This is a genomic window from Ensifer sp. EB106-05-01-XG146 (genome assembly GCF_058791875.1).
The window spans coordinates 1196631-1208371 of sequence record NZ_JBYTDX010000003.1 but is presented as its reverse complement, the minus strand read 5'-3'; the positions used below and the strand labels follow the sequence as shown (position 1 = coordinate 1208371).

At 58.9% G+C, this 11741-nt stretch carries 15 protein-coding genes and 1 pseudogene; 6 read left to right on the top strand and 10 right to left on the bottom strand.

Going from position 1 to position 11741, the window contains the following annotated elements:
* Window positions 1-23: 23 nt before the first annotated feature.
* Both AC3WVQ_RS34335 and AC3WVQ_RS34330 read left to right on the top strand, forming a co-directional pair.
* A complete protein-coding gene (locus AC3WVQ_RS34335) occupies window positions 24-1358 on the top strand; it encodes a PQQ-dependent sugar dehydrogenase (RefSeq protein WP_060520201.1) in 1335 nt (444 codons plus the stop codon).
* A gap of 247 nt (window positions 1359-1605) precedes the next feature.
* Window positions 1606-1863 (top strand): DUF6894 family protein, encoded by a 258-nt coding sequence (locus AC3WVQ_RS34330; protein WP_192445722.1) that lies wholly within the window; start codon window positions 1606-1608, stop codon window positions 1861-1863.
* A 293-nt stretch (window positions 1864-2156) separates the two neighbouring features.
* On the opposite strand, the pseudogene AC3WVQ_RS34325 reads toward AC3WVQ_RS34330, so the two are convergent.
* The 3 genes and pseudogenes from AC3WVQ_RS34325 to AC3WVQ_RS34315 form a co-directional block, all read right to left on the bottom strand.
* A pseudogene (locus tag AC3WVQ_RS34325) lies at window positions 2157-3133 on the bottom strand (quinone oxidoreductase family protein).
* Between the two features lie 55 nt (window positions 3134-3188).
* A complete protein-coding gene (locus tag AC3WVQ_RS34320) occupies window positions 3189-3755 on the bottom strand; it encodes a TetR/AcrR family transcriptional regulator (RefSeq protein ID WP_192358713.1) in 567 nt (188 codons plus the stop codon).
* A gap of 799 nt (window positions 3756-4554) precedes the next feature.
* Window positions 4555-5043, bottom strand: a complete 489-nt coding sequence (locus AC3WVQ_RS34315; protein ID WP_034800331.1) for a GNAT family N-acetyltransferase — start codon at window positions 5041-5043, stop codon at window positions 4555-4557.
* A gap of 686 nt (window positions 5044-5729) precedes the next feature.
* Between AC3WVQ_RS34315 and AC3WVQ_RS34310 the strand changes: the two genes are divergently transcribed.
* The 3 genes from AC3WVQ_RS34310 to AC3WVQ_RS34300 all read left to right on the top strand — a co-directional run bounded on the left by AC3WVQ_RS34310 (window position 5730) and on the right by AC3WVQ_RS34300 (window position 7532).
* Entirely contained in the window at window positions 5730-6044 is a 315-nt protein-coding gene (locus AC3WVQ_RS34310) for a hypothetical protein (RefSeq protein WP_492383533.1), read from the top strand.
* 8 nt (window positions 6045-6052) lie between these two features.
* Window positions 6053-6463, top strand: coding sequence for a PAS domain-containing protein (locus tag AC3WVQ_RS34305; protein WP_192358684.1), 411 nt, complete (start codon window positions 6053-6055; stop codon window positions 6461-6463).
* A gap of 178 nt (window positions 6464-6641) precedes the next feature.
* A complete protein-coding gene (locus tag AC3WVQ_RS34300; protein WP_192358687.1) occupies window positions 6642-7532 on the top strand; it encodes a hypothetical protein in 891 nt (296 codons plus the stop codon).
* Here the strand turns inward: AC3WVQ_RS34300 and AC3WVQ_RS34295 are convergent.
* The 4 genes from AC3WVQ_RS34295 to AC3WVQ_RS34280 all read right to left on the bottom strand — a co-directional run bounded on the left by AC3WVQ_RS34295 (window position 7478) and on the right by AC3WVQ_RS34280 (window position 9125).
* Window positions 7478-7762 carry a hypothetical protein gene (locus AC3WVQ_RS34295; protein WP_192358690.1) on the bottom strand — a complete coding sequence of 95 codons (285 nt, stop codon included), beginning with the start codon at window positions 7760-7762 and terminating at the stop codon, window positions 7478-7480. The genes AC3WVQ_RS34300 and AC3WVQ_RS34295 overlap by 55 nt on opposite strands.
* 48 nt (window positions 7763-7810) lie before the next feature.
* Window positions 7811-8245, bottom strand: coding sequence for a hypothetical protein (locus AC3WVQ_RS34290; RefSeq protein ID WP_192358715.1), 435 nt, complete (start codon window positions 8243-8245; stop codon window positions 7811-7813).
* Window positions 8246-8389: 144 nt separating this feature from the next.
* Entirely contained in the window at window positions 8390-8623 is a 234-nt protein-coding gene (locus AC3WVQ_RS34285; RefSeq protein WP_034800350.1) for a DUF982 domain-containing protein, read from the bottom strand.
* Window positions 8624-8876: 253 nt separating this feature from the next.
* Complete coding sequence (locus AC3WVQ_RS34280; protein WP_034800356.1) at window positions 8877-9125, bottom strand: DUF982 domain-containing protein; 249 nt, start codon at window positions 9123-9125, stop codon at window positions 8877-8879.
* Window positions 9126-9561: 436 nt separating this feature from the next.
* Between AC3WVQ_RS34280 and AC3WVQ_RS34275 the strand changes: the two genes are divergently transcribed.
* Window positions 9562-9846, top strand: a complete 285-nt coding sequence (locus tag AC3WVQ_RS34275) for a hypothetical protein (protein WP_192358699.1) — start codon at window positions 9562-9564, stop codon at window positions 9844-9846.
* Between the two features lie 603 nt (window positions 9847-10449).
* On the opposite strand, the gene AC3WVQ_RS34270 is transcribed toward AC3WVQ_RS34275, so the two are convergent.
* The 3 genes from AC3WVQ_RS34270 to AC3WVQ_RS34260 form a co-directional block, all read right to left on the bottom strand.
* Window positions 10450-10710, bottom strand: coding sequence for an acyl carrier protein (locus AC3WVQ_RS34270; protein WP_090300806.1), 261 nt, complete (start codon window positions 10708-10710; stop codon window positions 10450-10452).
* A gap of 35 nt (window positions 10711-10745) precedes the next feature.
* Window positions 10746-10931, bottom strand: coding sequence for a DUF3606 domain-containing protein (locus tag AC3WVQ_RS34265; protein ID WP_192358703.1), 186 nt, complete (start codon window positions 10929-10931; stop codon window positions 10746-10748).
* Window positions 10932-11329: 398 nt separating this feature from the next.
* A complete protein-coding gene (locus AC3WVQ_RS34260; RefSeq protein WP_255381443.1) occupies window positions 11330-11455 on the bottom strand; it encodes a hypothetical protein in 126 nt (41 codons plus the stop codon).
* Window positions 11456-11741: the final 286 nt, after the last annotated feature.

Genomic DNA, 11741 nt, shown 5'->3' with positions numbered 1-11741 from the left:
GCTCGGTCATTGAGGAGCCGGTCATGAAAAAGCTGCTGATCACCGTTCTTGTTGTCGCTGCGCTTGTGGTTGCCGCGGGTGGGGGCTTAGTTGCGCTGTCCCGGCATGAAGCCACGGTGCCGATCGAGCAGACCTATGGACCGGATCCGGTTCTCGTTGAACCGAAAGCCGAGTGGTTGCCTTCCGTGAACGTCGCCGAGGCCACGCCCTGGCCCAATGGGCAAATGCCCGTCGCGGCGCAAGGGCTTGAAGTCAAGGAATACGCCGGCGATCTGGAGCATCCACGCTGGCTCCATGTGCTGCCCAATGGCGATGTTCTGGTGGCCGAAAGCAATGCGCCGCCGAAGCCCGACGCGGGCTTTTCGATCCGGGCCTTCTTCATGGGCCTCTTCCAGGCTAGAGCCGGTGCCGAGACGAAGAGCGCCAACCGCATATCGCTTCTGCGTGATTCAGATGGTGACGGCGTGGCGGAAACCAAGACACCGTTCATCACTGGGCTCTACTCCCCCTTTGGAATGTCATTGCTCGACAGCACACTCTATGTCGCCAATGCCGACGCCATCGTGGCCTTTCCCTATCAGGAAGGCGCAACGCAAATCACCGGGGCGCCTGACAAGATCGTCGACCTGCCTTCAGGTCGCAACCATCACTGGACAAAGGATGTCATCGCCAGCCGCGACGGAACAAAGCTCTATGCCACCGTGGGCTCCAATTCCAACGTAGCCGAGAATGGCATGGATGAGGAGAAAGGACGAGCCGCGGTCCACGAGATCGACCTCGCCAGCCGACAGACGCGGCTGTTCGCATCCGGTCTTCGCAACCCCAATGGGTTGTCCTGGCAGCCTGATTCAGGCCAGCTCTGGGTCGTCGTCAATGAGCGCGATGAGATCGGCCCTGACCTCGTGCCCGACTATATGACGTCCGTACAAGATGGTGCCTTCTACGGCTGGCCCTATAGCTGGTATGGCCAACATGTTGATGATCGCGTCGAACCCCAGAACCAGGAGCTTGTGGCCGTCGCTATCAAGCCTGACTACGCGCTCGGGCCTCACACGGCGTCACTCGGCCTGACTTTCAACACCGGCGATCTGTTCGGGCCCGAGATGAAAAGCGGTGCCTTTGTCGGTCAACACGGCTCATGGAACCGCATCCCGCGCAGCGGCTACAAGGTCATTTTCGTGCCTTTTGCCGCCGGCCGGCCGTCCGGCCCGCCGCGCGATATCCTCACGGGTTTCCTAAGCGCCGAAGGTAAGGCTTTGGGTCGGCCGGTGGGCGTTGCGATTGCTCGCGACGGCGCGTTGCTGGTCGCCGATGATGTCGGAAACAAGGTGTGGCGCGTAGCACCCCACGCCAATTGAGTGTCGGGATCACCGCAGCGTTCGGCTGACCTTGCCCCTGGGCTGGAGGAATGCGGCGTTGCACGGTGGTCACCGCTTTTCCAGTGCACCATGGCCCGATAGCCGTAAAATGTCACCGTCACGCTCCTGTCACGCGACAAGGCGGTCAGGGCCCGATAAGTTGCGCGCTCATGTCAAGCCTCGAATTGTCGCTGGCAGCGCGCTTTGTTTCATCAGCGCAGCGGCATCACGTACGGAGTGGGATCTCATGCGCCGCTATCTATTTAATATCCATACAGCAGGCGTCGTTAGCCGCGACGAAGTCGGTCGAAAGTATTCATCGGATGGGGCTGCCGTCGCTTACGGTCAACGGGTCGTAGATGAGCTGACCAAGGATGAGGAATATTACGATGCCATAATAGATGTGGTCACGGCATCTGGACGGTTGGTTGCGCGACTTATATCGCGCAACGCTCCGCCCATGCGTCCCGTGAGCCAGCCGACGCGCCAAGTTTCATTGCATTGAGCATTATCTTCAGTGAGAATCTCTCCCGATCGCTAAGGGACAGGATGGAGTTTTCGCAGCATCTCCGGGGAGATCATAGATATTGCTCGTTCACTGGTGTGTCAAAGATGTGAGCTGTGCGCGGCGGCGGTACCTAACCTGGCGACCCCGCCCGAGGAGCGATGCTCGCAGCCGCCTGGTTCCCGTCGCGACCTGTTGGATGTAACTCTCAGGATATCGCGGCCAATTTACAAACAAGCGACACAGAAGAATGGTTGTCGGGGCTGTCGACTGCTCATCCAAACGTGGGTTGTTCACGACCCTCCTGGAATCAGGAGCAGCTTGCCAGTTGTCTTGCGGCTGGCCATGTCCTTATGTGCCTGCGCAGCATCCTTGAGAGGGTAGCTTCCCCCTGCAGTGACCTTCAACGACCCGTCCGCGATCCAATCGAAAAGCCGGCCGGCGCGCTCGCGAAAGAGTTCGGGTGAGTGGATATGGTCGAAGAAGACGCCATAGCCGATCTTGACGCTTTTCGGCAGGCTCATGATGTCGAGCGGGCCCGGCCCACCCAGCACCGGGCCATACCAACAGAGCGTTCCTGACCGCCGCAGTACTTCGAGGGACGCTTTGAATGTCTTGGGACCGGAGCCATCATAGACCACGTCCACTCCCCGACCACCGGTGAAGCGGAGCACCTCGTTGACAAACTCTCCTTCTGTATCGACGATCACGTGCTCGGCGCCGGCATTTTGCGCGATGGCGACCTTGTCTTTCGATGACACGCGCCCGATGACGCGCCCGCCTCGGAGCTTTATGATCTGCGTCAGGAGCAGTCCTACGCCGCCCGCTGCAGCATGAACGAGCGCGATGTCCCCAGGTTGGACGGCATAGAAATCGGTGGCAAAGTGGCTGGCGGTCAGGCCCTGCATCATGATTGATGCGGCCGTTCGGTCATCAATGAAGTCGGGGACCTTGACGAGCGACGTTGCCGGGATCGACAGGCGCTCGGAGTAGCTTCCGGGGGCATAGACCCAGGCGACGTGATCGCCCACGGCAATATCCGTAACGCGTCGCCAACACTGAGCACGCGGCCGGCGCCCTCGACGCCAAGCACTTTCGGGTTCGGGGTTTCCGTCCACGCCATGCCCTGCCGAACGCCGATATCCATGAAATTCACACCTGCCACGCGGACCTCAACGATAACGTGTCCGGGCGTTGCCACAGGCTCTGGGCGCTCAACGAATTCCATAACGTCGCTATCGCCCACGCCGTTCATGACCACAGCTTTCATAGTCAGTTCCTTTCTTGACTGATTGTTCCAGAATTGTGCAAATTTTTTTGGGGTGCTACCGGATTGCACGGATTGCCAGTTCTCCGAGGGATTCCAATTCCGAGCGAGGGCTACCTCCACGGGCCGCGATACGAATGCCAGCGATGCTGGTAATGAGGAAAGAGGCAACAGCCTCTGCCGACAGCGATTTTTCGACATCGTTTTCGGTTTGGGCTTGCTTGATGCATTCCACTGCCGCTTTCCTCAAGCGATTGTCGGCAGCATGATGGAGCGCGTTAAGTTCCGACCGGCTCTGGCCAAATTCACAAATCGAATTGACGCCGAGGCAGGCGCAATGGGCGCGCTCCACCACTCGTTCTATCATTGCCGCGATCCCGTCGACGGCCCGTCGCTGGCTGCGCAACATCGTCACGTGGGCTTCAGTTTCTTCGAATGCATAACGTTCCACTGCTAATCGGTAGAGCGCCCATTTGTCTCCAAAGGTGTCGTAGAGGCTTTGTCGTCCGATCTTCATCGCGCGCACCAGCATCTCAGTCGATGTGCCCTCGAAGCCGTGTTCGCGAAACACGTCGATTGCGGCACCCACCGCCTTGTCTTTGTCGAATTCCTTTTTTCGCGCCATCGCCGTGAAATAGCTATTCTGGAACGATCTGTCAAGAAATGACATTGTGATCTGTAGTCTATGCGGCAACGCACAGGCGATCTTGATTTCGAGGAGTCGAGCGCGTCGCGGGACAACGTCATCGATATCGCTCGACGGCGAGGCCCCTAGTAGGTGAGGGGCGGGCCTTTCTCGTTGGCGATCGGCGGAATGCCACGGCCAAGATACCTCGCCTTTGCCCCGCCTTTGGCTATGATCCTTTGGCTTGGGGGGCAAATTTTCTGAGCGAGGTCTAGGTCACCTCTTATCGCCGTCGCATCGACCAGATCTTGCGTGAAGGGCAGCCTGCCGCCTGGCAGCGCCAGCCCTCACGGACATGCGCCAGAAGATCGACCGTTATGGTCCCCTCGCGCGGCTCGGCGCCGAATTCGTTCATCAACCCGATTGCCGAAAACCAGAGAGCGTTGACTGCCGCGCGCCATCTTTGGCGTAGTGCCCGCCGGCGACGCTTCAGCCAGAGAGACTTCAAAATCCTTGGTTGCTGCTGATGGTGATACCGGTCGCGGTCGGCCAGATGTCGACCGAAAGGCTGCCGACGAGCGGACCCAGCTCCAATCAGCCGGCAACGTCTTCTGGCGACTAAAGTTCAATCCTTCACGGTCACCGACGGCGACAGGGTTCGCATCAGCATGGTACGAGCGTTCGGCTTGTCGGCTTCAACACTCCGGAAAAGTTCGAGCCCAGATGTTCGCGCATCGCCGACATGTCCGGTCGCTGGTGGCTGGCCAGGTGAGGTGTCGGCGCCCTGGATGCCGAGAAATTAAGCTTTCACGTCGAGTGTCATCTCGACCATCGTCGGGCGAAAGCCCGCTGCGGCAAAGAGTCGTTGAGCAGCTTCGTTTCTGTGCGCCGTGGAAAGCACGATAAGGTTTGCTCCTCGCTCTTTAAGCGCTGCAACAGCTGCCTCGAGCAGCATCCGGCCGATGCCTTGGCTGCGCTTTTCGGGCTCGACGAAAAGATCGTGAATGACGCCCGCCGGTCCTCGGAGCGCCATGTAGTCATGGCCCTCAACAGATGCATAGGCGTAACCGACGATCATTTCATCTTGCTCAGCGGCGAGGACCACGACCTCGGACTTTTCAAGCTGACTTCCCAACCATCTGGCATAAGATGCCTCCGTGCCGGTTCCCGTCGGGATGAAGCGCTCGGGGTCCCATTGATGATGAAGCGCCATCAGGTCAGCCCCGTACTTTCCGAGTACAGGCACATCTTCATCGCGGGCGGCTTTAATCGTGATGGTTGATAGCATTTTACGGCATGATCCGTCGTTGGTGTTATCCGGCCATCACCTTCGATATGCCCGGCCGAAGAACCTTGCATCGTAAATGAACTTCGTCGTGGCTCAACGGCTCGGAGGCAAACAAAAGGCGCTCTATCTTTGCCGCCAGGCTCTGTTCGCCAAATTTAACGGCGCGGTCGCAGACACGCCGCGCCGCTTGCCTTCGGACTTCGGGAATTGGGCGGTTTAGCGTAGAGAGTTTGCGGGGACAGCGTCCGGTCAATCCGCAATAGCAGCAATGTTTCCAAGTTATTCTATTGCCGCTTTCCGCGACCGCTCGCTGCTTTCGTCGAGATCGATAGCGTCGCCGAGCGGGGTAGCCGCGATTGATTTGATTTGTTGCGCGAGAGCCGAAAGCTTGCTCGCTATATCCTGCAGCTCCGACGCTGAGTTTGAGCCCGGGCGGAAGCCGTTACCTTGACGCACAACCGGCCATTTGGATCTGAGTGCCGGTCCAAGCGGGGCCTCACCTGGAGTTGGATTGCGAAACAATGCTGCTTATCGGCCACGCTCGCGCGCCGTTCGTTACAAGAAATGCTGCGCGCGCGAAAGAATCTGACGTGGCGGGTAGCGGTGCGGGTAGTCGTGTCTGTTAGTGCGTGCTAATGAGAATTCAACGATCTGACACGAACACCGCTACGAGCGTCGCAGACCTCGTGATCCAACTTAAAACGGCCCAGTGCCAACTGGATGAGACGGTTTACGGGTATGATATTGAGCGCTTCCGCTCACTCGAAGAGACGATTAAGCAGTTGTTTCAATCGATCGAACGACGCGTGCCGCGCGACGCAGCCGAATTCGGTACGATCGCGACATTCTATCTCGATCTGCTCGAGGACTGTGATGGCGGCTTCAACAAACGGCTTCATGATGGCTTGCGCCAGCTGTTCGATCGGCACACCCCGCGTGGGCACCCGAAGGGAATTGGGTTTGCGACGAGTGGCCAACGGCAATTGATGGCAGGGGGTTAGGCGGAGCAATGAAGGAGGACGGAGAGCGCACGATTATTGTCGAACTCACAGATGCGGATGCGACGGACTCCGGGATCTTCACCTGGGATATCGTTCGCGACCTTGTCTATGGAGATTCGGCCCTGGCTGCGCTCTTCGGTCTCGCCGCGAGCGAGACGAGACAGGGACTGCCGCTGAAACTTTATCTCGACCGGGTCCATCCGGAGGATCGACCAGGGTTGGCAAAGACAATTACGGAAAAGATCGTGAGCGGACGAGCTCAGCAGTCGTTCTACCGCGTCAGGACGCGGGCTGGCTTGTATGTCTCGGTCGTTGCTTTTGGTCGGTGTTTCCAGGATCGCGATGGAACACCGGTCCTCTATTCCGGCATCGTTGTCCTGGAAAGCGCAACATCGACCAACGACAACCGGCGGCATTAGCGCCGGAGCGGGATTTTCCCGGCGATGTTGGTGGGCCTGGCCGGACCTTCGCCGGATCGTTGCCGGTTGACCGGTGGACCTCGAGCTCCGATCTAAGGCTCCTGACGCTGTACAACCTGGCGCAACAACTGGTCGGCGGAATTCCTGCTCTAAGCGGAAGAAACGAGAGAGCCAAACAGTGAGACTGATCATCCGCCCGAACGACCGGTATCCGCATCTCGGATTGGACCGTCGTCCTTTGGCGATTGCGTGCGGCGAAGGTTGGCTGGGCATCCTGCACGCATTCTTCACCGAGGCCGACAAAGTGATGGCTGTAGGAGGCTCGTTCACGGTGCTCGAGGTGATGGAGAAGAAGGGCGTTCTGCACATGCATCATGCCATCGCACAGATCGCACCTGATGCTCGCCGCGCGATCGACGATGCCTGCCGCCTAGCCGCCGCGCGATCCTTTCACATCTGCGAGGTCTGCGGACGCCGTGGGCGTCTGCACACCTTCGGCGACCTCCGTAAGGTCGTCTGCAGCGAGCACGCTGACGGCGAACTCGGCAAGGGCGTACCATTCGAAGACCCTCTCAATGCTCCCGATCCCTATTTCCCTGACGTGGATCCGTTCATAGCAGCTCGGCCGACCGTTACGGAGTTCGATTCTGCTCCGATCATTGAAGGGTGGCTTATCGAGGAGGACAGCGAAGGCGGCCGGCGCCCGTGGCTATACGGCTGGTTCTTCAGCGATCCTGTGACCCGCGACGGGGAGCATGGGCACACGTCTCCCATCGTCCAAATGGACGATATGGTGCCCCCACGATGGGTTCGAACAGACACTCGGCTTTACCGCCTCGGCATGTGTTACCCGCCGGCCGAGCGCGAGATCCGTTACTGGGCGCAGAAGCTGTCTCGACGCCCTGTGCCCTACGGCGAGCGTCCCGGTGGCAGCGATGACATGGAGGCGATGCTGGCCTTCCTCCGTTCCAGCGGCCGCCTGCGATCAACGAAGATTGACCGCCTGGAACAAGCCTACCGCGAAGAGCAGGGACACGGAAACGAAGTCGGAAAAGTTCGCACGACGTAAGGCTGTGCTGATCGTGGTGCATCGGCTCCAACGCCGGAGTTCCGCTGACTTGGAGCCCGGCTTTCCTGCTCGTCGGTGTGTTGCGGTTTTCGTGCGCAGCGAGTCATTCCAAGTATGGGCGCCGGTGCGCTGACGCGCGCGGTTGCCCCATTGTACCTTGTGTAACCGTTGTCCATCAGCGCTTCGGCGTAGCAGCCGTCGCATGCCGGACTGACCTTGGTGCAGCTCATCCATGGGTTCCAAGTGTGGGTAATACGGGAGATCGGAATTCTCGGCCATCATTCGGCGCTACCTGCGTTTCGGTGCGCGTTGCCGCGCTCAACCCCGATCAGGTCGTCGAAGAAGTCGAGCATCGCCACCTTGCTCTGTTGGAATTCCCGCTTGTCCATCTCGCCACGTACCGGGTGACGGTCGCCTCTTGTCGGGCGAAATGAAAAACTGATCCCCTGGAGGTGCGGACGAATTCTTGGACTGCTTATGCTGCAATTCCTCAGTTCGCTTGACACCTCTTTGAAATCGACGATGGAAAAGCCGTCGATCGGCCGGATGCAGGCCGCCAAGGGCGAACCCAGAAGCAATGGACGGAATGCCCTCTCAAAGCTTGGTGGAACAACGAAACCGACGTCGTTCGCTACTCGGAGATGAAGGAAGCCAACGCGGCTGAGAAAGCCGCGACCTCCGCGAAGAGATCTCGAAGCCCAGATCTTCCGCATCAAAAATCCATCAACAGCGCCGACAACGGCGTGCGAGACTATAAACTCGCAGTGATCACCCGTCTTCGTGATGGTGCCATCGGTCTCTCGCTGCCCTTGAAGAGCGCGCGGCGGCAGCCTACCTCGGGCCGGGCGACACCAACGTTATCGGAGAATGCCGGCTTCTTTCGCAGCAGCTTCAAAGGCGGCCCTGGCTTCCGCGCCAGGAATCGTTCCCTCGGCAGCATCCAGGCAAGCTTTCCGGGCCGCTGCGTAACTCGCGCTCTTCGTCTCTGGCCAGGACTTCATAAGGAATGCGACCGCCTCTCGGGCATTCCTGATGACGTGAAAATGATTATCAAACGTCACTTCAACGTTCGCATCCCAGATGTTTATCATCGCGGCCTCCGTAGGGTTGGCCTTTCCGAAACGTCTGGCGCCTCTTCCGGGACGTCGTCCGGTCCGGGCTCCTCAATGGGGCGATCCGGATTGTCTGGCATGGGATCGGGTGTCTCGCCGGGCGGGACCTCCACGGGCTTTCTCGGCTCTTTGGGGTCGTCGGTCATATCGGTCTCCCTTCTTGCAGGCCTAATGGAGCCGCATAAATTTTGTTCCGCGAACCGGGAGGTGCGGCAGCATAAGACGAATGGATTCAGCGCAGCCTTGTGACCTTTGCCTCGGCGATCGCTTCAATGAACGCGGCGCGAGCTTGCTCCCATGGATACGTGCCCATCGCCGCGTCGGTGCATTTGTAAAGCGCGTCCGAGTACGCGACGCCAAAGTCTATGGGCCAGTTCTCGCTCAGGAGCTTAGCCGCTCGACCCGGGGTCCATACGATTTGCACCCCGTCGAGCTCCGGAAGCTGGATGATCACGCATTTGCTCCAACTCTGGATTTCCACCGGCCTCTCCTTATCTTGCGGTCGCGCCTACATTTTCGGAGGAATAATTGCGCCGGGCACAGGGCTAATAGGAGGTACGTCGGGACCGACGTCGGGCTCCGGCTCCTCGATCGGGGGCTCCGGCAGATCTGGTGGAGCATCCGGCGGCAGGTCCGGCGGAAATTCGGGATCTGGAATGGTCGGGATTGGGGACTTGGGCATGGAGGCCTCCTCTTTAGTGGTGCAACCGCGACCGAGCGGTGTTTGTTCCAAGAGCTCGGGCCGGGGCGCCCCGGCGAGGTGGCGGCATGACCGAGCACGTGTCCGCGAAACAGTACCAGGCCGCCATCGCCATGCCGAAGCGTGGGAACAAGTACCAGGCGCAGCGCACCGCCTCTCGACGGCATTTGGCGTCGACGAGGTCGGCAAATGCATCGCCTCACTGATGGACGCCGGCATGATGATCCCCGCATCGATCCAGTCCCAAGATCCGACCGAGGAATATCGGATCGCTCTCACGGGCATGCTGATCCACGGTCGGCGCACCGTGTTCGTCGGCCTGAAGCGTGGCGAATACAAACTGCAGAACAGGTCCTTCCTGCCGATCTCATCAGAAATGGCGGCTATGGCCGCCCTCGAATGCCGAAGCCTCCGCGAAGAGCGGATGCGCCTCGGAGATGATCAAGGCTGGCCGCCAAAACGCTGCGCTCGGTGGCCCGCGCAGGTCCCGCTACGGGCTTAAGGACCTGCGCATCACGCAGGAGAAGAGGCGAGTTCGCCGCCCAGGGCTTCGTCGTCGTCGCCGAATGCCAATCGCACGACGAGTTCGCCAACGGCTGCAAGGAGCGCCGGTGGCGTCTCGGCGCAAAGCATCTTTGGGCAATCAATCAGGTATAGGCTCCTGGCGCCGCAAAGCAGGTCCTACCGGAGGCGCAAGCCTCTGCTGCATAAGCATCGGCTCGGCCCAGACACCAACCGATCACGTCATCGCCGTCCGCGTCCACCAGCTGCGCACGCTCGCCTAGCTGACGCCCACCGACTATGTCCGGCTTCGGAGCCTCGAACTGCGGATTCTGTCAAAGGTCATGCTCGGCCCGTCGCACTTCATATTGCTCGCGAAGGCTGTCCTCTATCTCTTAACGGACCCCCGGCGAGAGGAGGACATTGCGACAGTTCGAAGACGTTCTCGCGGCTCTCGAATTCGCCTCGTAGGTCACCCAAGAACGCGGACCGTGTTTCGTCCCTGCCGCCCCAATGTCAGGTGGAAGTGCCAACTATAAGTAAATTTATAGTTGGCAGTGGCCGTCGAGGCGAATGTATAATGTCGGTTTTTTACTCGGCTTTTTTATTGGCCATACAAGCGTTTGGATCCCCAAACGAAATCGATAACATCCCCAACTGTCACGAGTTGCTCCATCGACTCCTCGGCGATGAAAATCCCAAACTCCTCTTCGATCAACATCGATAACTGGGATATTTTCAGCGGGTCAGTTCCAAGATCGTCCACGATTGCAGCGGTGTCGGCAAGGTCCGCGGCTTTGACGCCGAGTATTTCGATGAAAATCATCTTAACGCGGGCGGAGATACCGGCTCGTGTGGTAGCCATACGTCGCTCCCGTTTTTGTGTTCGCGACGCCGACTTTAGCCCTTATTTCGTTTCTCGGCTAATGCGTTCGCCTTCTCTCGCGAGTTGCCTGCTTCTTTGATGATCTTGCGGGCCTGGTCATCGGTGAGGCCGTGCTTCCGCTTGAAGTAATTGAGTTCGTAAGCCTGTCCGGCGGCAACTCGTCCGCGATCGCGACCAACGTTCTTCTTGTCGTCTGCCATAGGGTTCCTCCCGGGTTGTGACTGTTCACAACCGTGGAAGCCGCAGGAATGTTCCGCGACAAACTGAAATCCCATAATCTAGTGGGGGTTAGTTGTTCCGCTTTGCCACATAAGTTGTTCCCGGATCGTTCTGGTGCGTATTAGTGGCCGAACCAAGCAAATGTTCTACGTGAAAGATATCAACCACCGAGCTACCAACAGGCCGACGCGGTGGTGGCAGCTGAGGGATCCGGCAACAAATCGATGGAGGCTGGCTAGCGGCGAAAACCGAATTGGATTCGCGTTACTGTCGCTCGTCTTTATCGCCGCGTCAGTTCTACTTTTTTGGCCTTGACGACGAACCAGTGCGTAAGGCGCAGTGTCCGCTAACGCAGCCCGCTCGAATGTCGGCGTTGGCGTTACTTCTTATTGGTGTCCTTCACCTGAGATCCGAACGTCGGCGCAGCGGGTTTCGCGGCAGCCTTGTCCTTGTCCTTTTTGGGCTTTCTGGCTTCCTTGTTGCTTCGTACTTGACCCTTGGCCATTGGCGCGTCTCCTGTTGACGAAAAAAGCTAGCCGCTAACGGCGGGAGATAGCAACCGAATTCGGTCATCTTGAATGCATTCCCACTCTCCAAGGTTGGATCAATACCAGTCCTGAAAAGCGCGCGATACGAGAGGTTCGCGCAGGCACTCGCCAAAGGCAAGACAGCAGATGACGCATATGCGGCTCGATCAGAGGGAACACTCGCTGGATCTTAGCGAGGACTTCACCGCCTCACGCCTGCGTCTATCACTGCTAATATTTCAGAAATCCGGCCGCCGCTGGTAA